The following is a 25629-nucleotide window of genomic DNA, read 5'->3' on the forward strand; positions in this document are numbered from 1 at the left end:
GACTCACGTTCATTCGGTCGAGGAAACCCTCATCTCAGCCGCTTTTGGACAGCAGCCCCCGTGTCAACTCACACAGTGTAAAACATCACCTGGCCAATTTGTCAAGCAGCAGCGCTTCGGTGACCACGTTGCTCTTCAGGCCCGGCAAAGAGATGGACTCATTGGGACTGTGCGCGTTGGCCTTCGGATCCTCCGGCCCGGTGACGAGCACCTGGGCGTCAGGGAAGATGCGCTGCAATTCGGGGATGAACGGAATCGAACCGCCTTCGCCCTTGTTCACCGGCGCCACGCCGAAGGCCTCCTCCATCGCCTCCATCGCGTCCTTGGTGGCCTCGGCGTTCGGATCCATGGCCCAGCCCATGCCGTTCTCCAGCTTGTCCACACTCACCTGCGCGCCGAAGGGGGCGTTCGAGACGAGGAACGCGGCCAGCGCGTCCTGCGCCTCTTCAGGGCGCTGGTTCGGCGCGGTGCGCAGGGAGAGGCGGAAGGTGGTTTCGGGGGCGATCACATTGAACGATCCTTCGACCGGATGCGCGTCGAAACCGATCACGGTCACGCTCGGCTTGGTCCACATACGCGCGGCGAGCGAACCGGTGCCGGCCATACGGTAGCCGTCGACGACGCCCGCGTCGGCGCGCACGCTCGCCTCGTCGAGGTCGCGCTGCAAACCGCCGATCGGCTCCTCCGCGGCCACGCCCGGCACCGCCAGGTCGCCGTTCGCGTCGTACATGGAGGCGATGAGCATGGCAGCCAGCGTGTTCGCGTCGAGAATGGGACCGCCGAACTGGCCGGAATGCACGGGATGCTCCAACGCCCTGACGGTCACGTCCACGCAGGTGTTGCCGCGCAGCGAAGTGGTCAGGCTGGGGATTTCGGCGGACCAGTTGCCCGAGTCGGCCACGATGATCACATCGGACTCGAATTCGTCGCGATGCTCCTCGATGAAGGGGATGAAGCTCGGCGAACCCATCTCCTCCTCGCCTTCGATGAACACCTTGATATTCACCTTGAGATTGTCGCCGAGCGCCTTGAGCGCGCCGGAGTGGATGGCGATGCCGCCGCCGTCGTCGGCCGCGCCGCGGCCGTACAGGCGCGTGTCGATTTCGGTGGCCACGAACGGGTCGGTGTCCCATTCGGCCGGGTCGGGCACCGGCTGCACGTCATGATGCGCGTACAGCAGCACGGTGGGCGCGTCCGGATCGACGATCCTCGCGCCGATCACCTCCCATGCGCCGGGAGTGCCGTCGGGATTATGGGCCTGGGCGACTTTCGCGTCCACCCCCACCTCGCGCATCAGCTCGGCCACGAACTCGGCCGATCGCCTCATATGCTCGCCGGTGATGCCATGAGCGGAAATCGACTGGAGCGCGATTTTGTCGCGCAGCACGCCGACGATGCGTTCCCAATCGGATTCCACCCGCGAGCGGATGTCCTGAGCGGTGAGATCTGACATGGATGACGGTCCTTTCCTCGTGTTCCCAGGGTCGCGCGAATCAGACGCGGGCCGCATCCCGGCCGCGACGGACGTTTTCGATATGCCCATATCGGCCCATATCGATGGGATTGCAACGCCTGACACCTGGTATTCATGCGTCTATACGTCACCGTAACCTGCAATCATGACATGGAACCCGTTCAAGAAGGAGCAGGCCCAGCAGCCTGTCGAAGAGTCCGCCAAATCCGATTCCTCCAAAGGCAAAGGACACGCCACCCCCAAGCGCAAGGAGGCGCAGGCGGCCAACCTGCGCCCGCTGGTGCCGGTGGACCGCAAGGCCAGCGCGAAAGCCGCCAAGGCCCGCATGCGCGAAAAGGAGAACGCCGAATACGAGGCGATGCAGAAGGGCGATCTGAGCCGCATGCCCCGAGCCGAGCGTCTGCCGTGGCGCATCTACATCCGCGACTATGTGGACGCCCGCTGGAATATCGGCGAGTTCTTCATCCCGGTCGCCTTCGGCATTCTGATCCTGTCCATGATTCTGTCCGTATTCGTGCAGAACGTCGCCATCTCCATGGCCATGATGATTCTTATGTACGGGTACCTGTTCGCCGTGATCATCGACACCTGGCTGATGTGGCGCAAGCTTAAGAAGAAGCTGATCGCCAAGTTCGGCGAGGCCTCCGTGGCCAAGGGATCGCGCTCCGGCACCTACGCGTGGAGCCGCGCCATCCAGATGCGCCGCTGGCGTCTTCCCAAGGCGCGCAACAAGCGTGGCGAATACCCCGAGGACTGATTCCCCGCGTTATTCCATAAGGAGAGCCGCCCGACCTGGGCGGCTTTTTTGCTTTACGATGGACGTCAGACGCGGGGTGCGACCCGCATCCGATCCCAAGGAGACAAAATGACCCAGCAGTATGACGTGGCGATTGTAGGCGCGGGACCGGGAGGCTACTCGACCGCTTTGCGCGCGGCCGAATTGGGGATGTCCGTCGCCCTGATCGAGCGTGAGGGCACCGTGGGCGGCACCTGTCTGAACCGCGGGTGCATCCCCTCGAAGGCGTTGATCACCGCCATGCACGCCATGGACGCCGCGCGTCATGCCGACGTGTTCGGCGTGCGGGCGAGCGTGTCCGGCATCGACTACAACCGTCTGCGGGAGTATCGCCTCGGCGCCGTCGCCACCATGACCAAAGGCCTGTCCGAACTGCTCGCACAACGCAAAATCGACGTGCTGTACGGCGAGGCGGAACTCGCGGACACGCACACCATCCGCATTCTCATAACCGATCCCGCCGACGACGGGACCCAGCACGTCACGACCGTCACCGCCGAGCATATCGTGCTCGCCACCGGCGGCAGACCCCGAACTTTACCGGGAGAGCCGTTCCGAGACGCGCTGATCGATTCCACGCGGGCGCTGGAGCTGGACGAGTTTCCCTCACGCGCGGTGATCGTCGGCGCGGGCGCCATCGCCGTCGAATTCGCCTCCCTGTGGAACGCAGCGGGATGCGAGGTCACGCTGATCATCCGCAAAGGCCGCGTGCTGTCCGGCTGGGACAAACGCACCGGCATGACCCTCACCCGCGAACTCAAACGCCGGGGCGTCACCGTCATCGCCAACGCCTCCGTCACCGGCGTCGACACCGGCATCAAAACCGGCGCGACCGTGCGTTATACGCAGGCCGGCGGCGAAGAAACCGACGTGGAGGCCGACGTGGTGCTGGCCGCCATTGGCCGCGACCCGAACACCGACGCGCCATGGTTCGACGCGCTGGGCATCGCCCGCGACACGCACGGCCTGCTGGCGGTCGACGAGCTGGGTCGTACCTCGGTTCCGGGAGTGTGGGCGGTGGGAGACATCACCCCCGGGCATGCCCTCGCCCACCGCGCCTTCGCGCAGGGCATCACGGTGGCCGAGGCCATCGCCGGACTTGAGCCCCGCCCCGTGGACGAGGCGACCGTGCCCGGCATCGTATTCTCCTCGCCGGAAGCGGCCACGGTCGGACTGACCGAAGAGCAGGCCAAAGAGCGAGACGATCTGCTCAATGTGAAGCAGACCGCATATCCCATGCTGGGCAACGCGCGCATGATGATGAGCGGAACCGGCGGCTCGATGGCCGTGGTCAGCGGCGAGAGGGCGGACCGTCCGGGCGTGCCCGTGGTGCTCGGCGTGCATATCGTCGCCCCCGGCGCGTCCGACCTGATCGCCGAAGCGCAACAGCTGGTCGGCGCACGCACGCCTCTGGCCGAGGCCGCGCGGCTTATCCACCCCCACCCCACATTCAGCGAGACGCTCGGCGAGGCCCTGCTCAAGGCCGACGGGCGTCCCTTGCACACGCGCTGACGGGAGGGCAGTGATACTGCTAGACTTGATGCCCAGTGTGTTCATCATCCGTATCGCAGTGAAGGAAAGAGATGGCTCAGAACGACGCTAAGGCCGAGAAGAAGCCCGGCACGATCAAGCAGATCATCCAGATTTTCAAATACACCTACGCGCAGGATAAGCAGTTGCCTTGGCTGCTGGCGGGCGTGTTCGTCGCCCCCATCGTCGTGATGGTGATCGCGGGCATCGTCTTCCACTGGTCGGTGATGAGCTGGATCTTCCTGATGATCACCGCGATCATGCTGGGCCTGCTGTTCGCCACCATGATGCTCACCCGCCGCGCCGACCGCGTCGGATACCGTCAGCTGGAGGGGCGTCCGGGCGCGGCCGTCAGCGTGCTGAGCAATATGAAGAAGGCCGGCTTCACCTTCCCTGAGCAGCCGGTGTGGATCGATGCCAAAACCAAGGACGCGATCTGGCGCGGCACCTCCATCAACGGCATCTATCTGATCGGTGAGGGCGACTACGGCCGCGTCTCCAAAGCGATGGACCGCCAGGAGCACAACATCAAGGGCGTGACCGCCGGCTCATCCATTCCCGTGTACCGCATCGCGGTGGGCACCGGCGAGCATCAGGTGGCGCTGAAGGACGTGCGCAAGGCCGTCACCAAGAAGAAGGCCTACGAGCCGACCAACCATAAGAATCCCGTACTGGCCAAAATCCACCCGCGCCGCCGTTTCCTGCTGACGAAAACCGAGCTCGACACGCTTAACGACCGTCTGCGCACCCTGCAGACCAAGGGCGGATACGGCATTCCCAAGGGCATCGATCCCACGCATCCGCAGCGTGTGAGCCGTCGCGCCATGCGCGGCCGCTGATCGGCACGAATCGGAATCTCTTCGCGGGGCCCCACGACGCCATGCACGCCGTGGGGCCCCGTCATATTCCGACAACAATCTTTCCGTCTTTCCTTTCCGTTTCTCGTTCGCGTCTTTCTGTCATCCTCCTTCTCCACTTCTCCCCTCTCTTCTTTGTGTCTTTCCGCTCCCTACCCACGTTCCTCGTCCCGCATCCACCCACACGGCTTCATCGCATGGCCCCGACCATATCGTCCACGTCCTTCGACACGGACGGCGCACGCACCGCACCGGGTCTTGTCCATAACCTGAAAAACGCAAACCAGCGGCTCAATCACCGCAAAACCGCATGATTCCGTGGGTTCCATGCAATCCAGCATCCCGACGTAACACTTTCGTAACCCAACTCGCGAGTGAGCGAAACGCATATTCCTATGCTTAACACTCGTAACGTTTCTCATGAAAGGAGCGGTCCCGTGACCGAACTCAAAACCAAGGCCGACGCCGAGGCCCTGATCAACCAGGAAGGCGTGGAGTACGTCTCCATCCGCTTCACCGACCTCATCGGTGTCCAGCAGCACTTCAACGTGCCGGCCAGCGAATTCCTCAAGGACGCCTTCGACGAGGGCATGCCGTTCGATGGCTCCTCCGTGCAGGGCTTCCAGGCCATCAACGAGTCCGACATGAAGCTTATCCCGGATATCGCGACCGCCTTCATCGACCCGTTCCGCAAGCATAAGACGCTGAACGTCTCCTTCTCCATCGTGGATCCGCTGACCGACGAGCCTTACTCCCGCGATCCGCGTCAGGTCGCCGGCAAGGCCGAGGCCTACCTGAAGTCCACCGGCATCGCCGACACCGCCTCCTTCGCCCCCGAGGCCGAGTTCTTCATCTTCGACAAGGTGCGTTTCTCCAACGACATGAACCGCTCCTTCTATGAGGTCGATTCCATCGAGGCCCCGTGGAACTCCGGTGTGGACACCGAAGAGGACGGCACCCCGAACATCGGCTTCAAGAACCGCGTCAAGCGCGGCTACTTCCCCGTCCCGCCGATCGACCACAACCAGGATCTGCGCGACGATATGGTCGCCAACCTGCAGAAGGTCGGTCTGACTCTGGAGCGCGCCCACCACGAGGTCGCCGGCGCCGGCCAGCAGGAGATCAACTACCGCTTCAACTCCCTGCAGCACGCGGGCGACGACCTGATGAAGTACAAGTACGTCATCCACGAGACCGCCGCTCTGGCTGGCAAGGCCGCCACCTTCATGCCCAAGCCCATGGCCGGCGACAACGGCACCGGCATGCACTGCCACCAGTCCCTGTGGAAGGACGGCAAGCCGCTGTTCTACGATGAGAAGGGCTACGCAGGCCTGTCCGATCTGGCCCGCTGGTACATCGGCGGTCTGATCAAGCACTCCTCCTCGGTGCTGGCCTTCACCAACCCGTCGCTGAACTCCTACCACCGTCTGGTGCCGGGCTTCGAAGCGCCCGTCAACCTGGTGTACTCGGCCCGCAACCGTTCCGCCGCCATCCGTATCCCGCTGGCCGGCACCTCCCCCGCCGCCAAGCGCATCGAGTTCCGCGCGCCGGATCCCTCCTGCAACCCGTTCCTGGCCTTCTCCGCCCAGCTCATGGCCGGTCTCGACGGCATCCTCAACCACATCGAGCCGCCGGAGCCGGTCGACAAGGACCTCTACGAGCTGCCGCCGGAAGAGCACGCGGGCATCAAGCAGGTGCCGAGCTCCCTGGCCGAGGCCATGGACGCGCTGGAGGAGGACCACGACTTCCTCACCGCGGGCGACGTCTTCACCGACGACCTGATCGAGACCTGGATCGGCCTCAAGCGCGATGAGATCGACCAGTCCCGCCTGTCGCCCACCCCGCTGGAGTACGAGCTGTACTTCCACATCTAGGCTGAAGGGCTGTTTTCCTTGGGATTAAGCCATTGCTTAATCTCGAGGGTAGCCAAAAGGCAGCCATTGATGGCAAAGAACAACCCCGGCTTCGGTCGGGGTTTTTCTTTGTCTGGTCGCACGGATGTCATCCTCACCCACGCCCGTGCGACCCTCAAATCACACCCAAACGAACATCCCAACGTGACGTTCCTTGGAATACCAACGTTTCCCACCGACGCGACCGCACACGGCACGTGCGGTTCATGTGACGAAAAGTCGCACGGCACTCACCCACCCCACACTCCGTGCGAACCCGCCTCATGGCTCACCACAATCACCGCGCCCCGAAAACCACTCAGCACCCGGCCAAGCGCCTCTTTTGATCCCAAATCCAAATGATTGGTCGGCTCATCCATGATGATCAGCTGCGGGTCGCGGACCAAACCGAGACACAACAGCAGTTTGCGCGACTCCCCCGGCGACAGGGGCCGTCCCGAAACCAGCACGTCGGGGTCGGCGTTGAGTTGCGCGAAGGCGGCAAGCACACGCGTCCTATCCGCTGCGGTCAGCCGCGCCAACTCCGCCACCGCCGCGTCGCACTCGGCTTGCGTCACCTTCTGCGCGATATAAAGGCACGGCACGTCATCGGGCACGGCCCGCACCAACGCGCGCATCAGCGTCGACTTGCCCAATCCGTTGGGACCGATGATGACGATATGATCGCGCGGGCCCACACTCAACGTCGGAATCGCCACGCCGCCGACTGGCTCACCGGTTCCGTGGGAGTCTTGCGGTTGCTCCGCCGGGGCGACGCGCCCGACTGGGAGTTCACCGGTTCCGCAAAAGTCTTTCGGGTCTGGTTCATGCGATTCAACTGAGGCCAGTTGCTGGGGACCCGCCATCGTCATCTGAGACGCATCCATCGCCGCAACCCGCCAAACGCCATCTGGATCGACAAGCAACCTCGCGTTCGCAATCACAGGCTGGCCAACTCCACCGCAAGACGGTCCCACATTCCGCACGGCATCATCTGGCTCACCGCCGTAACGGATCACCCCGGATTCCAGACGCACCAGTTCGGAGCGGTGGCTCGGTTCGATATCCAGCCAGATGTTTCCGTCGTACCGTTTCGCCGCGGTCGTCAGATTCTCCGCTTGAGCGCGGGCCGCGGCGACGCGCCCATCGAGTTGGGAATAGGCGCGCCCCACGCCGGAGTCCAGACTGGTGGAACGCGCCAGTTTGCGGGCGGCGCGCGCGTCATGGTCTTTGGGATCGACCCGCCGCCCCTGACGCTTGGCCGCCTCCACCTGCTGGACCTTGGTATGACGCGTCGTCTGGATATCGACCAGACGGGCGGTTTCACGGCGGGCCGCGGACAGAGCGTCCGCCTCGCTCCGTTCCCGCTCCCGTCGCGCCTGAATCATCCTCGAATATCCTCCGGCGTAGATGATGACCTGTGTGACGTTGCGTCCGCGAATATGCCGTCGCTCGAAGCAGACGCACCGATCGCAGGTCGCGTCGATCAGCGCGACGTCGTGGGAGATGACGATGCCGATGCCACGGAACGTACGCATGACGCGTGCGATGGAGTTCCGGGTCGGCCCGTCCACATGGTTGGTCGGTTCGTCCAGCACCAGCACATCGGGGTGTGCGGCGAGCGCGCAGGCCACCTGCACACGTTTGGCTTCGCCTCCTGACAGGGTGTCGTACCGGTAACACCATTCGTCATCGATGCCGAGCGTTTCGCGCACCGTCATCGCCTCGGGCGACCAATCGGCTGCGAAATCCTCCAGTCTTTCGGGCGTCTCGACGGTGCGCTGCGGGCAATATCCGACGACCAATCCGCGCGGCGACGGGCTGACCTTGCCTTGGTCCGGGGTCAATCGTCCTACGGCGATATTCGCCAGAGTCGATTTGCCGATGCCGTTGTCGCCCAATATCGCGCTCCACCCGCGTGGGAAAGTCGCGCTGACGTCATCGAACAACGGTTCGGGAGCGCCTTCATATGTAAAAGAGACATGTGATAACGAAAGTGCCATAGCATCTCCTTGATGCCCAGGCGCACTGTGACGACTGTACGATTATGACGGCAGCGGCGGGCGACGCGCGGCAGTGCGCATCAACGCGCACGCTCCTCTTCAGCGCAATCCGTCACCGTCACAGCCACATCGTTCCGCGGACCCTTTCTCGATTTCATCATCGCCGCTCCCAGAGTAGCACTTCGACGGGTATCCCACAACACCACCGCCAACAACAGCCCGTGTGACCCTCATATCAGACTCAAACGAACATCCCGCAGGACGGATCTTTGAAAACAACTAATCTACATCGAACCGACCACACACAATGTGTGCGGTTCATGTGACAAAAGGTCTCACGAAAGACAGCCACCTCGTACTCCGTGCGACCTCGGTCAACCTGATATGTCCAGCAGTTGTCGCAACTTTTGCGACAACTGAAATCATGAAGGGCATTGGCCATATGCCTGCTAATCGTAGGCACGCTTTGCCCGAACAGCGTGACGGTTCGGCCGCCTCGCACCGGACACACCGTACCCAAGGCTAGAACCACATGACCGCGTTCGGCTTGCGCTCAGACGCACACCCACTTTAGCGTCGGAACATGAGTAGTTTTATGCATGACCAGGCCGTCGGACTGAGACGGATGGAACGCCGACGTTGCAATGAGGCCGCCGGGCGGACCACAGCGCCACTGTGGGTGAGTCACATCAACGCGTTGCGGTATTGGGGCGCGTCGGTGCCGGAGACGATAACGATACGTCGCGACGTCGTGCACGTCAGCGTACCCAAAGCCAGCCAACGCAAGAAAGTGCAGGGCGTGCAATTCCACGTGTTTCGGGGAGAGCCCGCATTGCGCAAAGAGAACTGGGAACAATTCTGGGTGTTCGCGCCTCCCGCGGCATGGTCGCAGATGGCGCCGTTCTGCACCGCCGCGCAACTCGCCGTCATCGGAGCGTCGCTGCTGCGGCGGGACAAACGCGACAAAGTCACCACCATAGACGAGATCACCCGATATATCGAGGCGAATCCGACGATCCGCTCGCACGCGACCTGTTTGGAGGCGATCCCACTGCTTGTGGAGAACACCGATTCTCCCAAGGAGGCCGACCTGTTCCAGCTGCTGGTCAAGGGCGGACTGGGCAGACCTCAGGCGAACTGGCGCGTGGACATCCCCGGAAGCTCCCGATATCGTCTGATCGACCTCGCGTACCCCGAGTGCAAAGTCGGATTCGAATACCAGGGGTACCATCACGCCGAGCCCGACCAGATGCAGGCGGATTACCTGCGGCAGAACCAACTTACGCAGAAAGGATGGGTGATTCTGTACGTGACGGCCGACCATCTCGAAACGGAGGAGTCACGGCGGAAGTTCCTTGAAACGGCCCAGGGCATCGTCTCCCGGCAGCGTGCCCTATGGTCGTGGTTCAGCGCATAGAACCATTCTCAATAGCATCCGTGCGACCCTCAAATCACACCCAAACAAACATGATGATGGCGACTTTCCTTGGAAAGCCGCCATCCTTTACTCATACGCCCTCACACGGCATGTGCGGTTCATGTAAGAAAAGGTCGCACGAACGGAGCCCCGGTCCCGCTCCGTGCGAACCCGCCCCTTAGTCGATAATGCCGTTCAGCTCGTCGACGGCGCGCAGGGCGGCGGCGACGTCACTCGGGGTGACTTCGAAAGGCATATTGCCCATGGTGTCTTCCGGAGCGCAGGCCAGTTCGCCGACTTTGAGCAGATCCTCGTCGGTGGCGTCGCCGATGCCGATGCCCTCCAGCGTGGTCGGCAGTCCGACCGTGCGGAAGAAGCGGTATTCCTTCTTCAGCACGTCCAGTGGCTGATTGTCCAGCACCAGTTGGGCGAGCGTGCCGTACGCCACCTTTTCGCCGTGCAGATACTGATGGGTGCCGGCCAGCGCGGTCAGACCGTTATGGATGGCGTGCGCGGCGGCAAGTCCGCTGCTTTCGAATCCCAGTCCGCTCAGCAGGGTGTTCGCTTCGATCACGCTTTCCACGGCCGGGGTGCGCGCGCCCTTGCGGACGGCGGCGACGGCCTTCGCCCCCTCGCCGGTGACCAGCTCGTGGCACAGTTTGGCCATGGCGAACGCGGCATGCGTCGGATGCCCGCCGACCATGGTCGTGGCGTTCGACCTCACGCAGGCCGCGGCCTCATAATAGGTGGCGAACGCGTCGCCCAGACCCGACACCAGCAGGCGGATCGGCGCCTTCGCGATGAGTTCGACGTCCATGATCACCGCGGTCGGATTGCTGACCAGCGGCAGATAATGGTCGAACTGTCCGTCGGGGGTGTAGATCACGGACAGGCGCGAGCACGGCGCGTCGGATGACGCGGCGGTCGGCACGATGGCCACGTCGAGCCCGCCGGCGTAATAGCCGACCGCTTTGGCGGTATCGATGCTTTTGCCTCCGCCGATGCCGAACACGATATCCGAGCCGTCGAGGGCCTCGCGATGTTTGGTGATCTCTTCGTCGGAGCATTCCCCGCCGAACACCGCGTAGACGTACGGCATACCCGCAGTCTCGAAGCTGGACACGATATCGTCGCGATACACGCCGTCGATGAACGAGTCGACGATCAGATACGCCTTGGAGGCGCCCAGCCCCTCGCATTCGTTCGCCAACGCGGACAGCGCGCCTTCGTGCTGAATATAGGTGCCTGGAGCGGCAAGAACTTTTCTCATAATGGTTTTCCTTCATGGACGTGCCGACGGTGCGTCAGCAGGTGTCGTCTTCGACACGGGAGACGCCGGACGTCGGACCGCCGCGGAATTGCGGCGGTGAATCCAGCCTATGGCGAAGCGGTGACACAGTTCCGTCCGCGGCTTAATTCCGACCGACACCGCAGCCGCATCCCGTCCGATTTCCGTCCGCAGGCTGATTCCGTCCCGCGTCCCGACCAACGGTTCCACCCGACTCCTCCGTATCCAGCCCGACTTCTATCCACGGCTTGATTCCGCCCCGACCCGACTTCCGCAAACAGGTTGATTCCGTCCCGCGTCCCGCCCGAAGGTTCCGCCGCGTCCTGCCGAACATTCGCCCGTCCATGCTCCGCGAAAACCCGGATACGACGACTTTCGCAAAATCCCCGCGTCGCACTCTGGAAAGCCGCGCGGCTTGCCGCTAGGGTGGTAGGCGGTCCGTACAAAGGAGGAGCCACATGGTCGACGCACGCCAGATCGAAGCCGAAATCTACGAACGCCTCAGCCGGGTGATCGACCCCGAGCTCGGCCGTTCCGTCACCGATTTAGGTATGATCGCCGCCATTCAGGCCGTCCCGTCTGATCAGGCCGTCCCGTCTGATCAGCCCGTCCCGTCCGACCAACCCGACCAAAAGGACCGGACCAATCTGTCCGACACCCCCGACCGGACCGACACCCCCGACCGGGCCGACGAATCCGTCCTATCCAACCCGACGGGCCAGGATCAGTCCGACCAGTCCGCGACATCCAACCAGTCCAGCCAAACCACCCAACTCCAGGCATATGACGTGACGGTGCGCGTGGAGCTCACGGTCGAGGGCTGCCCCCTCAGCGAAACCATCACCAACCAGATCAACGGCGCGGTCGCCTCCTATCCGCACGCCGCACTCACCCCGCATATCGAAGTCTCGTCGATGAGCCGCGACAAACTCGCCGATCTGGTCGCCGGACTCAAGGCGGAACGCAAGCAGAACCCCTTCACCAAGCCGGGCGTCAAAACCCGCATCTTCGCCATCGCCTCGGGCAAAGGCGGCGTGGGCAAGTCCTCGGTGACGGCGAATCTGGCCGCCACCTTCGCCGCGTTGGGCTACGACACCGCCGCCATCGACGCGGATATCTACGGGTTCTCCCTGCCGCGACTGTTCGGCGTGCGCACCCAACCCACCAATCTCAACGGCATGCTGATGCCGGTGACCGCATGGGGGGTCAAGCTGATCTCCATCGGCATGTTCGCCGGGGCCGACCGGGCGATTCTGTGGCGCGGGCCGCGACTGCAGCGCTCATTGGAGCAGTTCCTGTCCGACGTGTGGTGGGGCGAGCCCGACGTGCTGCTGCTCGACCTGGCGCCGGGCACGGGCGATATGGCGATTTCCGTGGCGCAGGCGCTGCCGAACGCGGAGCTGGTGGTGGTCACCACGCCGCAGCCCTCCGCCTCCGACATCGCCGTGAGGTCCGGCTTGGTCGCCTTGCAGGTGCCGATGCGCGTGCGTGGCGTGGTGGAGAATATGAGTTTCTACGAGCATAAGGGCGAGCGTCTGGAGATTTTCGGCGCGGGCGGCGGCCGTCGCGTCTCCGACCAGCTGACCGAGGCGCTGGGATATGACGTGCCGCTGATGGCGCAGCTTCCGTTGCTGCCCGAGGTGCGTGAGACCGGTGAGGATGGACGTCCGGCGGTGCTGGCGGAGGATGGTTCGCTGGCTGACACGCCGTTGGCGCGCTCGTTTAGGGAGTTGGCGTTGGGTTTGATGGACGCGGGTTCGCACAAAGCATGACGACGGCACGTCGCGTGCGACTTTTCCTTACATGAAACGAACGTCTCCTGTGAGGTTCGCGATTGTAAAGAATGGCGATTTTCCAAGGAAAACCGCCATTCTTATGTTCGTTTGAGAGGTAAAGAAGGGTCGCACGGGCAGGCGGGGCGACCACTTCCGTGCGCCAGGCCTTTGCGCTACTGCGCGACAGGCCCATTCGCCAACAACGCCACAAACCCGTCCTCATCGAGAATCGGAACACCGAGCTCCTCGGCTTTGACGGCCTTGGACCCCGCGTTCTCGCCGACGACCACATAGTCGGTTTTCTTGCTCACCGAGCCGGCGGCCTTGCCACCGCGCGAGATGATCGCCTCTTTGGCGGAATCACGCGAGAATCCCTCCAAGGAACCGGTCACCACCACGGTCAGGCCGGCCAGCGTCTGTTCCAGCGTGCTGGTCTCGGCCACAGCCTGACCGACGCCGGCGGCCTGCCAGGCCCGCAACGTCTCGCCACGCCAATCCCCCGGCTCGCGGGCGGCCGCGAACCAGTCGACCACGGACTGCGCGATCTCCGGTCCGATGCCGTCGATGGCGGACAGCTCCTCCACACTGGCCGAGGCGATGGCATCCAATGATCCCAAGGCGGACGCGATGCTGCGGGCCGTGGGCGGGCCGAGCCGGCGGATGGACAGCGCCACCAGCACGCGCCACAGATCGGCATGCCGGGCCTTGTCGATCTCGTCGAGCATTTTGCGCGTGTTCTCCATCGGCTTGACGATCACCGGAATCCGCGTCACCGTGCCGTCGCGCGAGGTTTTCGTCTCCTCACGCACCACCACCGCGTCCGCCGGCACGTCATAACCGCCCCCCTTGCGCTTGCCCGCCGGCGCCGGCGAAGTCCAGAAGGCGGGCACCTGATGCCACAGGCCCGACCCTCCCAGACGTTTGCGTAACTTTTTGCGTTTGCCTTTCGCATCCGTCGTCTCGCGCACTTCGATGATCGCGGCCTCACGCCATACGCGCACGTCGCGCAGATCATCGACGCCCAGCGAGAACAATCCCGCCTCCGATCGCAGCACCGGGGTCTGCGGCGCAGGCAGCTCCAACCCGACGGGCGGCACGTAGCTCTCCGGCTCCTCGCCCGGCCCGACCAGAATCTCGGTGATGTCCGGCGCGTAGGTGGCGGCCGATTCGGGACGGTTCTCCTCCGGATTGGTCAGCGCGATGGCGCTCTGCTCGCCCAGATGCTCGATGTCGAAGGCCTTGCGCATCGACAGCGAAATCACCCGTTCGGTCAGCTGCGCGGGGCAGCTTTCCATATTCGGGCATCGGATGTCCTTATCGCCCTCCTTGGCCGGTGCCAAAAGCGTGCCGCAGGAGGGGCAATGCGTGGGCATGACGAACTCGCGCAACGACGCCTCGCGCCCCTTACGCCGCTCCAACACCGGCCCGACGAGTTCGGGGATCACGTCGCCCGCCTTGCGCACCACCACGGTGTCGCCGATGAGCACGCCTTTGCGCGCCACCTCATAGCCATTGTGCAGGGTGGTGCGGGCCACGGTGGAGCCGGCCACATGCACGGGCTTCAAGATCGCGACCGGCGTCACCCGCCCGGTGCGCCCGACCTGCACGGTGATGTCGAGCAGTTCGGTGTTCACCTCTTCGGGCGGATACTTGTAGGCGACGGCCCAGCGCGGCGCGCGCGAGGTCGCGCCCAGCGTGCGCTGCAAGGCCAGATCGTCCACTTTGACGACGATGCCGTCAAGCGCGTGTTCGATGTCGCCGCGATGCTCGCCGTAATAGTCGATCATCGCCAGCACCTCGTCGAAGGATCCCGCGGACCGGTTGTGCGGCGAAACGGGCACGCCCCACTTGGAGTACAGCGCGTAGGCCTGCGACTGGTCAGCCACCGCATCATGCGAATCGTCCGGGCGTCCCTCACCCCAGTCGAGCCGCCCCAGTCCGTGCGCGTAGAAACTCAGACGGCGTGTGGCGGTGATGCGCGGATCCTTCTGGCGCAAGGATCCTGCGGCCGCGTTGCGGGGATTGGCGAAGGGGTTGCGTCCCACCTCCTCCTGTTCGGCGTTCAACGCGCGGAAGTCATCCCATCGCATGAACACCTCACCGCGGATCTCCACGAATTGCGGCACATCCTCGGCGGGACCGCCGAGATTCGCCGGAATGGTGCCGATGGTGCGCACATTCAGGGTGATGTCCTCGCCGGTGACGCCGTCGCCGCGCGTCAGTCCCTGCTCGAGCACGCCGTTACGGTAGACGAGGTTCAGGGCCAGGCCGTCGATTTTCACCTCGCAGCTCATCGGCAGCGGCCTGCCTTCGGGCCAATCGAGGTCGCGCAGCACGGATTCGTACCAATCACGCAGCTCCTCGATGGAGAACACGTCATCCAGGCTCATCATGCGCGAGGGGTGTCGCACCGACGCGAAATCATTGGAGAAGGTGCCGCCGACGCGGTGCGTGGGCGACTGCGGGTTGTCCAATGCAGGGAACGACGCCTCCAAGCGTTCCAGGCAGCGCATGCGCGCGTCATAGGCGGCGTCGGAACTGACCGGAGCGTCGTCGATATAGTAGGCGATCTGGTCGGATTCCACCCATGCGGCCACGCGCGCCCACAGCCGGGCGGCGTCGTCGGCGTCCATGGATGTCACGTCCAAACGGTCGAGGAGCATCGCATCGTCATCGTCGGACTGCAGGGCGGCGATCCAGGGCGCGCTCCCCGGCTCGAAACGGGAGATCGACGACGAACTGGGCGTCACAGGGGCGTCATCCCGCATACCGTCGAAATCCCAAGCCAGCTGCTCGTCCGTCATGACACTCCTTTTCTTACGTTCGCTTTCGGCTATTTTACCGACTGGCGCGCACGCCCGACTCGCCCTATGGCGCGTGGGCGGCGCGGAATCATGCCTGGATTCAGGCGCTGAGCGAGCGGAGGAACTGCGCTTGGACCACGTCGATGTTGTCGCCCTCGCCGTCGTTCATCCGCGCCGCAGCGACCGACAAGGTACGGGCGGGCACGAACATGCCTTCATCCACGCACACGCGCGCCGCGTCACGCACGATCGGGGCGACTTCGGTATGCGGCCAGACGGGCAGATCGCGCGATTCGAGCAGCGCGACCGCGTCGGGCACGGATTCGGGCACGCGCACGCATTGCGAGTCGGCGCGCGCCACCAGCTCCTGCAGTTCGGTCTCCAACGCGCCGATCTGGCCGGGACTGATATGGTCGCTCATGATGTAGGCGGCCGCCGCGGTGTCGAAACGGTCCTGCATCCATTCGGAGTAGGCGAAGCGATAGTAGGCGAACGCGGCGTCGGAACGGTCCAACGCCACACGCAGGGCGTTGAGGCAGGCGGCGCGGGCGGAGTTCCAGTCCTCGCTGCGGGCCAGTTGGATGGCCAGGCGCAGATGCGTCAGCGGATACGCGGGCGCGTAGGCGACCATGCGGTTGAGATGCGGCAGGGAGGCTTTCGGTCCTTTGAGTTGGGCGAGGATGTCGCCCAACTCCATATGCGCGTAGAACAGGTTGTCGGGGATCAGCACCGTATGCTCGTCCGACGTGGCGAACAGACGGTTGTACACCACGCGCTCGGCGTAGGAGTTGAAATAGCGGGGCACACCGGGGTTGGCGTCGACGATCGCGTCGAACCGCTCCAACGCCTCCTCGATGATGGCGACCGCCTGTTCGGTCTGACCCGAGAACAGCAGGTCACGTGCGCGCACGCGCTCCTTGTCCAGATCCTCGGCCATCGTGAACTCGATGTCGGGGGTGTCCTTGCCATCGATCAGCGCGCTGGTGACACGCGGCGCCAGCTCGGTCAATTCCGGATCGGAGATCCTTTCGACCACCCGCATCGCCTGTTGCGCCTTGGAGACCGCATCCAGCGACGCGTCCGCGGCGATGCCATGAAAGTCGACGACGGCGCGCTGCAGCAGATCCTCGCGTTGGATGGACAGGCCCGAACTGTCCGCGGTGCCGAGCACGCGCGCCACGGCCGGAGAGAACGTCTCCTGGACGAGTTCCGGCTCCTCTTGGGATCCCATCGGGGAGAAGCGCGCGTCACGCAGGTCGAATCCGGCGTTCACGGGCCGAAGTCCCCCCTGCTCGTCCACATCCATATTGGCGTCGAATATGCGATAGGTCTCGTTCGGATGTTCCAGCCCGTCCTCGGCGAGACGCGCGAGGAACTCCGCGCGGGTGAAGGTCACGGACACCATATTGCGCACGGTGGGATTGCGGCGCAGCACGCTCATCGGATCGTCGAGGCCGCCGGCACCGCCTTGCGGCACGGCATCCATATCGTCCATGTCATCCATGTCGTCGAAATCGCCGCGGTCGTCGGTGAGGTCGGACGAGGCGAAGGTCATGTCGTCGATGTCGATGTCCCGCATCAGGTCCTCGAAGCGCGAGTCCACGCTCTGCCCGTCCAGGTCCGCGGCGGAGGCGTCGGCCTGCGCCATCTCGGCGACCATATCCAACGGATCCGCGGAGGCGATCGCCGGGCGCGGCTCGTCGTGGGTGATGGGACGCGTGGGGTCGCCGTGCACGTCGCCGTCCTTCGGATCGGCTTTGGTGCGGGCATGTCCTCCATCACCGTTGCGTAGATGCTCGAAGGCGCTCAGGGCCTCGCTCATCAGCCGTTCGATGGCCGAATCCTGTTCGGCGACGGCCTCCTCCAAACCGATGGAGTCGATATGCAGCGACACCCGTTCCACATGCGGGTCGACTCCGAAGCTGAGCGCGGCCATGATCAGGCCGACGCGCAGATTGTAGGCGGCGCTCATCGCGGCGCGGTCGGCGTCGCTCAACGTGCGCCACGTATGGCGTTTGTCGTCGTATCGGCTGTCGGGCATCATGGAGGTGCCGGCGGTGGTGAAGCCGATCGCCACATTGCGCTGCTCGAGGTCGGCGCGGAACTCCACATCGAAACGATACGGCAGACGCAACCGCCTCAGCAGGGACGACAACGCCTGGCGGCACACCCATTCGGAGGTCCGCCGCTCGCCGCCGATGGGATCGGGATGGTTTTCACGCATCTCCTCGGCGGTGCGTCCCGCCAATCCCACCAGTCGGGTCACGTCGCCGTCGCCGTAGGGTTTGAGGGCGATGATGGCGGGGTTCTCCAGCAGACGCATGTCGATCTGCGCGGCTTCGGCGCGCGTCACCGTGTCTTCGGTGGGACTCAGGCCTTGGGCCGCGTTGTTCTCCAGCCAGGCGCTCACCGCGGCGAAGCGGTTGAGGTTGCCTTCGATTTTCAGGGATTTCAACGCGGAGCCGAAAGGCAGCGATTGGTCCCATGCGAAGAAGTAGCTTCCCGAATAGCTGGAGGTGTACAGATGCAGCGGCTCCGCGCCGTGCACCGCCTCCAGTCCGTCCAGGGAGTCCATCGCGCCTGCCTCGCGCATCAGATCGGCGAAATGGTCCTCCAGTCCGGAGGCGCGCAGACCGTGGGCGCGCGCCTCGAGCGTGTCGCGCACCGAACGGCGGATCGCTCCGATCGGCGCCTCGCGGTTGAGGCGGCGGAAGATGTTGCCCGAGCCGAACCCGACCAGCAGACCGTTCATCTGCGGCAGCAGATAGCAGGCGAAGAACGCGATGGCGATGGCGTCGCGGTATTCGAGATTCTGACGCAACGCGGCGGGAAGGTCGGCGCGGCTTTGCTCCAACGTATAGCGTTTGCCGTTCTTCAGCCACGCGGCCAGCCAGGTCATCCGCCCCGTATCGTCGCGGCCGATCACCCCGCCGGTCACCACGCGGATCGGCTCGCCAAGATCCCGGCGGCCCAGACGCGCGCCGTCGGCGAGCACCGGATCCTGCTCCTTGCCGAACATGAACCGCGGTTCGAGCGGCTGCGTGTCCATCTGTGGATCGGTGCCGGCGAACACGCGCCCGCGATGGTCGGCGAACGCGATCTGCGCGAAATGGTTCCTGTCGGAGAACACGCCGAGGCTGAAGCCGCGGCCGTTGGTCTGCGGCAGCTGCGCCCAACCGAGGGTGAGCCCGTCGGGCACGTTCTGCAGTTCAGGGAACAGACGCCGCTTCACCATCGGATTGAGCGCGATGGAACGCTTGGTCAGCTGGGCGATGAGCCCGTCGGACGATTCGCTGGCTTCTCGCAGCGCATCGCCGAATGGGTTGGTCGAAGGAGGCTCGCTCGAGCCTGTCAGTGAGCCGGCGAGCGCGCCCACCGAATACAGCAGGTCACGTATGCCGCGGCCCTTCCCCCGTTCCTGGGCGTTCGGTGTTCGTTGAGGCATGGTTCACATTCTCTCCTGTTTCCCCGACATGAAGCCGTTAGAATAATGGGGTGTCTGTATGGAATCGTCATCCTCGCGCCGACGAGGCCCCTCGCGTGCGCGTGTCCCGCCGCCGCAGGCTGGGCCGCGCGGCCAAACGCCGCATCGCCGTCGTCGCGCTGGCGCTTGCGGCGGTGCTGTTGGTCGAATGCGCGGTGTTCAATCTGCCGTTCTGGCGTTCGCTGGGCGCGAGCACCGATACGAACGCGGCGTACAACACGCTGGGACCGGGCCTCACGCGCGACGAGGACGGTCTGCTCACCGTCACCGATCCCACGCAGGCGTATCTGCGGCTGACCGCGGACGGCACCTCCGACTATCTGCGCCTCGATCCGGTGTCGGATGAGGTTCTGGAGCAGGCGCTGCAACGTCTGGCGGAAAGCGATGACGAGGAGGCAGCCGTCCCCCGCACGAGCATGCGTGTGCGGGTCGATGTGGCGGGCGAGTCGGGGCGCACGGCGTCGGTATCGTCGGACGCTCCACGCAGTCTGATCGTCAAGGCGGTCGGCGCAGGCGACGTGCGCGTGTGGATCCAGGAGGCGAAGGGCACGCGGGTCGCGTTCGAGGCGGCCCGGGCGAATGTGCGTGTGCCGTTCGAATTCAATATGGCCCGTGTGGCGGTGATGCTGGCCGTGTTGGCGCTGGTCGCCGTCTGGCGGCCGCGCTCGCGTCTGTGGCGTGTTCCGCTTGATCCGTCGCGTCTGTCGCAGCGGGTGGGTTTCATCGCGGTGATGGCGGTGCCGGCTGCGATCACCGCCGTTTCGGTGGCCGCGCAGATCGCCTACGCCTCGCCGCTGACCTTCCATACGGACGGCAACTATACGTATGATTTCGACCAGTACGCGCATGTGGCTGATTCCCTGATCGCAGGCCGCACCTGGCTGGATCTGGACGTGCCGGACGCGCTCGCTTCGGCGGACAACCCGTATGACGTCACGCAGCGCGAGGAGCTGTTGGCCCAGGGCGTCAGTCCGATCTATTGGGATTACGCCTTCTATGAGGGTCATTGGTATTCGTATTTCGGTGTGCTGCCCGCCGCGCTGCTGTTCGTGCCGTTCCGTCTGTTCACCGGCCGTATGCTGCCGACCGCCGCGGCCGAGCAGTTGCTGGCGTTCACGTTCATCGTATGCGCCAGGCTGCTGGTGGTCCGGCTGATCCGCCGCATCGCCCCGCATACGTCATTGGCGGCCGCCTCCATGATGGTGACGATGGTGCTGATCGGCGCGCAGACCGGATATCTGCTGTTCCGCACGAATTTCTACCAGGTGCCGTTCGTCGCCTCGCTGACCCTCACCTGTTTGGGATTGTGGTTCTGGCTCGGGGCCGATACCTCCAAACGCCCGCTGCGTCCCGCCGACCGCTGGCAGGCGGGCGACGCCAAACCGCTGTCGTTGCCCAGGCTGGCGGCCGGCGCGTTGTGCATCGCCGCGAATTTCGGATGCCGCCCCACGTTCGCGTTGACCGCGCTGCTCGCGTTCCCGTTGTTCTGGCCGCAGATACGCGCCATGGTCGCCGACCTGCGCGCCCGTCGCACCAGCGTGGGCGCGGCGTTGCGCGCGCCTTTGGCGATGATCATTCCCGCCGCCGTGGTGCTGGCGCCGTTGATGGCGTGGAATATCGCCCGTTTCGGTTCCCCGCTTGATTTCGGCAACGCCTATCAGATCACGGTGGCCGATATGACGCGCTACGCCACCCCATGGGCGGATATGCCGCTGGTGGTGGGCTATTACCTGTTCCTGCCGTTGCGTTTCACCGAGAGTTTCCCCTTCCTCGCCGTCTCCCCCGCCCCCATGCCCGAATGGAGCTACTACGAGCCGATGGTGGGCGGATTGTTCTGCCTGTGCCCGCTGCTGCTCGCCGCGCTGCTGCTGCCGTTCATGCGCCGGCTCGAATTGCGCGGATACCGTCCGTTCCTGCTCACCTGTCTCGCGTTGGCTGCGGCGCTCACCGTGTTCGACAGCGCCGTGGCCGGTTTGGGATGGCGGTATATGGCCGATTTCGCCTGGATGGTCGCGCTGGCGGCTCTGCCGGTGGTATTGCGTGCGATCAACGGCCGCCAAAAGCGCGCCGCCGACGTGCTGCTCACCGAACCGGCTGTGGTGCCGAATACCGGATTGGGGGTGGCCAATGTGGAGGCCTCCGCCGCAGGCGTGGTGACGCCGGCGCGCTGGCTGGCCCGCGTGGTGGTGATGCTGTTGCTGATGTGGATGCTGTTGGTCGCCGTGGTCTCCTGTTTTGTGGTGGGCCGCAGCGACGCGTTGATCGCCAATAACGCGGGTCTGTTCCACGAGGTGCAGTCCTGGTTCTCTCTGCTTATGGACTAAAAGCCCACGGTTCGCATCACCGTTTTTCCCAGCGTTTTTTGAGCATGTGGATGCGTTTTCCCAAGGCATCGGCCATACTGTTGTTTTGATTCGTCCCATCCGGCAACCATTAGGTAAGAAAGCGCATCATCCCATGAGTTCCACGCATGGCATCAGTCGTAAACGCGTCCTCACATGGACCACCGCCATGGTCACCACGCTTATCGCCGTCGGCATGTGTATGCTCACCCAATCCGACATGTCCGAGGCGCTTCAGGAGCGCCGCGTGGATCTGCTGAACGACTATGTGGAGCAAATCTACACCGACGACTACCAGCAGAAGGCGGACGAGAAGCTCGCCGAAGCCCGTGCGGACGGCGGGCACACCGTCGACGACATGCTCATCGAGGAGAATCCCTACGGCACGAACACCACGTCGTTGTACGTGTATTTCACCACCGACGAGCCGTCCAATGTCAGCTACACGATCTCGGTGGAGGGCTATCCGGATTTCACGCGTTCGGTCGCGCAGGACGAGGAATACCAGACGGAACATGAGTTCACCGTCATCGGACTGATTCCCGAAGAGAAGAACACCATCGTCTTCACCATCACCGATGAGGACGGCGGGACGACCACCAGCACCGTCACGCGCACGGGCGCGAAACTGCTGGGCAACGAGGAGGTCCAGCTCGAGCGGACCGTCACCGCCGACGACGGCACCGATCTGGGCGACGGGCTGTATGCGATCCTCGGCAATGACAGCGACGAGCAGGATTTCATGTTCTACTACGACACCGATGGCGTGCTGCGCGGCGAGGTGCCCGTTCCTTTCTACCGTTCGCACCGCATTCTGTTCGACGATGAGGGCCTGATGTGGTTCTCCGCGTCCACGCATCTGATGGTCGGTATGAACAATCTCGGCAAACTCGAGAAGATCTACAATCTGGGCGACCAGTTCATCCTGCACCACGATTACGCGATGGACGACGACGGCGACATCGTGCTGCTCGCCACCGATCTGACGCGCGAGGACCACACCGTGCAGGACCAGATCGTGCGTCTCGACACCGATTCGGGCGAGGTGGACCTGCTGCTCGATCTGGGCGATATGTTCCCCGACTACAAGGAGTCCACCGACCACGCGGGCACCGACGAATCCGATCCGGACGCCACGAACCGTTGGGACTGGATCCACATCAACACCATCCAGCTGCTGCCCGACGGCTCGGCGCTGCTGTCGGCGCGCGAGACCTCCACGATCATCAAAGTCGCCGACATCGAAGGCACGCCGACGCTGGAGTATATGATCGGCGAGGATTCCGTGTGGGACGGCACCGAATACCAGGCGGCATTCCTGACCAAGGACGGCGACTTCCCCGACACCGGCGGACAGCACTCCATCACCTATGTGGCCGACGATTCGCTGGAGGACGGCCAATACTACCTGTACATGTTCGACAACACCTTCGGCTATGCGGCGACCCGACCGGACTATGACTGGACCGTGATCGACGGCATCAACACCGCCTACAGTCCGGCCACCGAGGGCGCGTACTCGCAGTACCGCAGGTATCTGGTCGACGAGACGGCCGGAACCTACACCGAGGTGTCGAGCTTCGACGTGCCGTATTCGGCGTATGTGAGCTCCGCGCAGGAGCTCGACGACGGCGACATCCTCATCGATTCGGGCATGCAGGGCCTGTTCGGCGTCTACGGCGAGGACGGCACGCTCAAGGCGCAGTACAGCATGGCGCTGAACACCACATACATCTACCGCGTGTACAGCTACGACTTCTCCGGCTTCTACTTCGCCTGAGGTTCGCGCACACCCTACAATGGGGAGGCATGGGATTGTTCTTCACCACTCGCGACCTGCCCCGACCGGCCTCATTGCGTTTCACACTCGATGGCGCGGGCCACACCTATGAGGACGGACAGGTGGGACTCGAACCCACGTCGCTCGCCATCACCGAGCGTCGCGTCGCCGTCATCGGATTGAACGGCTCGGGCAAGTCCACGCTGCTGGGCCTGTTGGACGGATCCCTCGACGCGACCCGCGGCACGGTGACGATCCAAGGAGTCCATGACGCGGGCGGGAATTCGGCCGAGGAGACACTGAACACCGCCTCCAAACGAGACCGGAAACGCATCGACCAACTGATCGGCCGCGTGCGCCGCGAGGAGATCCCCAACGCCTTCTACCGTGCGACCACCATCGGCGACGCCGTGGACGAGGCATTGAAGAAGCATAAGGTGCCGCTTTCGGAACGTCAGGCGCGGATCGGCAACCTGTTCGCGCATTTCTCGCTGGCCGACGTGTCCCGACGCCGCGCCGACGAGTTGGATTCCGAAAAGCGGCATCTGCTGGCCATCGCGGCCGCGCTCAGCTTCGATCCGAGCGCCATCGTCGCCGATGAGCCGAGCAAGGGCTTGGATGAGATCGGCACGCGGCATGTGGCCGAGGCGCTGTTCGGCTACGACAAGCAGGTGGTGTTCGCCACGCATGACACGGCGATGATCACGCGTCCCGAATACGCGATCGACCGCGCGCTGGTGCTTGACGATGGATCCATCGCGTTCGACGGCGCGCCCGCGCAGGCCGTCGAGTTCTACGAGCGGCTCATCCGCGACAAGGCCGCGGCGTTACGCGCTTAAAACACTCACTCTTTCCCTGTCTTCGACAGGGAAAGAAGAGTTTGGTGTGTCGGATTTTCCCAGCAAGGTCGATTCCGCACGCCAAACTTGAGAATCAATCGTTTTACATGAGCAGCGGTTCAAAGCCCGACACACCAAACTCCGTTAGGCCATTATTTCTTGCGTCATCACATCGATAACCGAGAGCATTGAATGGATCAGCCGCTCGAATTCCTGCGGTTCGGGCAGCAGCGAGACGGCGAGATAACCGTTGGATTCCATATCGAAGAAATAGCCGGGCTGGCCGGTGATGCGACGCTCTTCGATCAGGCGCAGCACCAGCTCGTTCTCGTCGACCACGGACGGCACGCGCACCAGCACGTTCCAGCCGCCTTCGGCGCGCAGCACGCTGGTCACGCCGTAATCGTCCTGGTCCAGCAGTTCGTGCAGACGCGCGAGATTGCCGCGCACCCGCTCACGCACCCGCGCGGTCTGGCCGGCGGCCGCGTCCAGCAGGCCGGGGATGGCTTGCGCGATCAGATCGCTCATAGGCAGATAGTCGTCGGCGATGACGTCCAGACGCCGTTTCGCCTCCGCCACGTCATGGTCGGGTCCGGAAACCTGAATCCAACCGACCTTGGCATGCGGCGCGGCCAGCATTTTCGAGAATCCATCCAATGCGAACGTGAGCGCGCCACGCTCCCCCGCCATGCGCGCGTTGCCAGCGAACGGTTCGAGCGTGTAGTCGTAGAACACCTCGTCGGCGATCAGGGCCACACCATGCGCGGCGCATAAATTGACCAGCGTCTCGCGCTCGGAGGGCTTGACGTAGGATCCAGTGGGATTGTTGGGGTTGATGAGCACCAGCGCGCGCACGCGGGCACCGGCCTCGGAGTCGAGCAGCGCGGCGAGTTCGCCCGTGTCGATATACCACGATCCGTCGTAGCGCAACCGGTAGGCGATGGTGTCCACGCATTCGAGCGCGGCGATGGATTCGATCAGCGGATAGCCGGGCTTGGGCGCGAGCACCGCATCCCCCGGATCGCACAGCAGTTTGAACAGCCACGAATAGGCCTGCGAGGTGGAGCTGAGCAGGTACAGGTCGTCCGGATCGACCAGGCATCCCGCCATACGGGAGGCAAGGAAAGCGGCCAGGGATTCGCGCGCCTTGCGTGGGCCGCGCGGGTCGGCGGTGTAGACACCCGGAACCAGAGCCGGTGCCAATCCGTGGCGTGTGGGATTGGAGTCGTTGAGCCGGCCGAGTGCCACGCCCTCGGCTTTGGCGTGGGCTTCGGCCACGGCGATCGGATTGGGTTCGCGGATATCCACGCGGGATGAGAAACGCACGGTCATGCGCCCCACTGTAGCG

At 64.1% G+C, this 25629-nt stretch carries 15 protein-coding genes and 1 pseudogene; 10 read left to right on the forward strand and 6 right to left on the reverse strand.

Features of this window, described 5'->3' with window-relative positions; translation table 11 throughout:
- Window positions 1-85: 85 nt before the first annotated feature.
- Entirely contained in the window at window positions 86-1453 is a 1368-nt protein-coding gene (locus BE0216_RS03150; RefSeq protein WP_094635999.1) for a dipeptidase, read from the reverse strand.
- 166 nt (window positions 1454-1619) lie between these two features.
- On the opposite strand from BE0216_RS03150, the gene BE0216_RS03155 reads away from it, so the two are divergent.
- The 4 genes from BE0216_RS03155 (at window position 1620) to glnA (ending at window position 6531) form a co-directional block, all read left to right on the forward strand.
- Entirely contained in the window at window positions 1620-2231 is a 612-nt protein-coding gene (locus BE0216_RS03155; protein WP_094635998.1) for a DUF3043 domain-containing protein, read from the forward strand.
- Window positions 2232-2339: 108 nt separating this feature from the next.
- Window positions 2340-3782: a dihydrolipoyl dehydrogenase gene (gene lpdA, locus BE0216_RS03160; protein WP_094635997.1), complete on the forward strand. Its 1443-nt coding sequence runs from the start codon at window positions 2340-2342 to the stop codon at window positions 3780-3782.
- Window positions 3783-3853: 71 nt separating this feature from the next.
- The gene (locus BE0216_RS03165) at window positions 3854-4639 is read left to right on the forward strand and encodes a DUF4191 domain-containing protein (protein WP_094635996.1); all 786 of its coding nucleotides are present in this window, start codon (window positions 3854-3856) and stop codon (window positions 4637-4639) included.
- A 455-nt stretch (window positions 4640-5094) separates the two neighbouring features.
- Complete coding sequence (gene glnA, locus BE0216_RS03170) at window positions 5095-6531, forward strand: type I glutamate--ammonia ligase (protein ID WP_072723831.1); 1437 nt, start codon at window positions 5095-5097, stop codon at window positions 6529-6531.
- Between the two features lie 269 nt (window positions 6532-6800).
- On the opposite strand, the gene BE0216_RS03175 is transcribed toward glnA, so the two are convergent.
- Window positions 6801-8552 (reverse strand): ATP-binding cassette domain-containing protein, encoded by a 1752-nt coding sequence (locus BE0216_RS03175; RefSeq protein WP_094635995.1) that lies wholly within the window; start codon window positions 8550-8552, stop codon window positions 6801-6803.
- 679 nt (window positions 8553-9231) lie between these two features.
- Here BE0216_RS03175 and BE0216_RS03180 point away from each other — a divergent pair.
- A complete protein-coding gene (locus tag BE0216_RS03180; RefSeq protein WP_226805685.1) occupies window positions 9232-9969 on the forward strand; it encodes a hypothetical protein in 738 nt (245 codons plus the stop codon).
- A 178-nt stretch (window positions 9970-10147) separates the two neighbouring features.
- On the opposite strand, the gene BE0216_RS03185 is transcribed toward BE0216_RS03180, so the two are convergent.
- A complete protein-coding gene (locus tag BE0216_RS03185) occupies window positions 10148-11239 on the reverse strand; it encodes a glycerol dehydrogenase (protein WP_094635993.1) in 1092 nt (363 codons plus the stop codon).
- A 476-nt stretch (window positions 11240-11715) separates the two neighbouring features.
- Between BE0216_RS03185 and BE0216_RS12120 the strand changes: the two are divergent.
- Together BE0216_RS12120 and BE0216_RS03195 are read left to right on the forward strand one after the other, a co-directional pair.
- A pseudogene (locus BE0216_RS12120) lies at window positions 11716-11838 on the forward strand (iron-sulfur cluster assembly protein); the annotation flags it as partial.
- 66 nt (window positions 11839-11904) lie between these two features.
- Window positions 11905-13029, forward strand: a complete 1125-nt coding sequence (locus tag BE0216_RS03195; RefSeq protein WP_094636421.1) for an Mrp/NBP35 family ATP-binding protein — start codon at window positions 11905-11907, stop codon at window positions 13027-13029.
- Window positions 13030-13205: 176 nt separating this feature from the next.
- On the opposite strand, the gene ligA is transcribed toward BE0216_RS03195, so the two are convergent.
- Window positions 13206-15836, reverse strand: coding sequence for an NAD-dependent DNA ligase LigA (gene ligA, locus BE0216_RS03200; RefSeq protein WP_094635992.1), 2631 nt, complete (start codon window positions 15834-15836; stop codon window positions 13206-13208).
- A 100-nt stretch (window positions 15837-15936) separates the two neighbouring features.
- Window positions 15937-19281, reverse strand: a complete 3345-nt coding sequence (locus BE0216_RS03205) for a tetratricopeptide repeat protein (RefSeq protein ID WP_169714237.1) — start codon at window positions 19279-19281, stop codon at window positions 15937-15939.
- 95 nt (window positions 19282-19376) lie between these two features.
- Here BE0216_RS03205 and BE0216_RS03210 point away from each other — a divergent pair, with 95 nt between their 5' ends.
- The 3 genes from BE0216_RS03210 (at window position 19377) to BE0216_RS03220 (ending at window position 24281) form a co-directional block, all read left to right on the forward strand.
- Window positions 19377-21644: a hypothetical protein gene (locus BE0216_RS03210; protein WP_420835648.1), complete on the forward strand. Its 2268-nt coding sequence runs from the start codon at window positions 19377-19379 to the stop codon at window positions 21642-21644.
- A gap of 133 nt (window positions 21645-21777) precedes the next feature.
- Window positions 21778-23442, forward strand: a complete 1665-nt coding sequence (locus BE0216_RS03215; protein WP_094635991.1) for an aryl-sulfate sulfotransferase — start codon at window positions 21778-21780, stop codon at window positions 23440-23442.
- Between the two features lie 29 nt (window positions 23443-23471).
- The gene (locus tag BE0216_RS03220) at window positions 23472-24281 is read left to right on the forward strand and encodes an ATP-binding cassette domain-containing protein (RefSeq protein WP_094635990.1); all 810 of its coding nucleotides are present in this window, start codon (window positions 23472-23474) and stop codon (window positions 24279-24281) included.
- A 144-nt stretch (window positions 24282-24425) separates the two neighbouring features.
- Here BE0216_RS03220 and BE0216_RS03225 read toward each other — a convergent pair whose 3' ends face one another.
- Window positions 24426-25613, reverse strand: a complete 1188-nt coding sequence (locus BE0216_RS03225; protein WP_169714236.1) for a pyridoxal phosphate-dependent aminotransferase — start codon at window positions 25611-25613, stop codon at window positions 24426-24428.
- Between the last annotated feature and the right edge of the window lie 16 nt (window positions 25614-25629).

It is taken from the genome of Bifidobacterium eulemuris (assembly GCF_014898155.1).
GTDB classification, from domain to species: Bacteria; Actinomycetota; Actinomycetes; order Actinomycetales; family Bifidobacteriaceae; genus Bifidobacterium; species Bifidobacterium eulemuris.

Bases quoted from the DNA above. Each gene is read 5' to 3' on its own strand.
- BE0216_RS03155 (WP_094635998.1), top strand. From the start codon at position 1,620: ATGACATGGAACCCGTTCAAGAAGGAGCAGGCCCAGCAGCCTGTCGAA.
- BE0216_RS03150 (WP_094635999.1), bottom strand. From the start codon at position 1,453: ATGTCAGATCTCACCGCTCAGGACATCCGCTCGCGGGTGGAATCCGAT.
- BE0216_RS03225 (WP_169714236.1), bottom strand. From the start codon at position 25,613: ATGACCGTGCGTTTCTCATCCCGCGTGGATATCCGCGAACCCAATCCG.
- BE0216_RS03220 (WP_094635990.1), top strand. From the start codon at position 23,472: ATGGGATTGTTCTTCACCACTCGCGACCTGCCCCGACCGGCCTCATTG.
- lpdA (WP_094635997.1), top strand. From the start codon at position 2,340: ATGACCCAGCAGTATGACGTGGCGATTGTAGGCGCGGGACCGGGAGGC.
- ligA (WP_094635992.1), bottom strand. From the start codon at position 15,836: ATGACGGACGAGCAGCTGGCTTGGGATTTCGACGGTATGCGGGATGAC.
- BE0216_RS03165 (WP_094635996.1), top strand. From the start codon at position 3,854: ATGGCTCAGAACGACGCTAAGGCCGAGAAGAAGCCCGGCACGATCAAG.
- BE0216_RS03205 (WP_169714237.1), bottom strand. From the start codon at position 19,281: ATGCCTCAACGAACACCGAACGCCCAGGAACGGGGGAAGGGCCGCGGC.
- BE0216_RS03175 (WP_094635995.1), bottom strand. From the start codon at position 8,552: ATGGCACTTTCGTTATCACATGTCTCTTTTACATATGAAGGCGCTCCC.
- BE0216_RS03215 (WP_094635991.1), top strand. From the start codon at position 21,778: ATGAGTTCCACGCATGGCATCAGTCGTAAACGCGTCCTCACATGGACC.
- BE0216_RS03185 (WP_094635993.1), bottom strand. From the start codon at position 11,239: ATGAGAAAAGTTCTTGCCGCTCCAGGCACCTATATTCAGCACGAAGGC.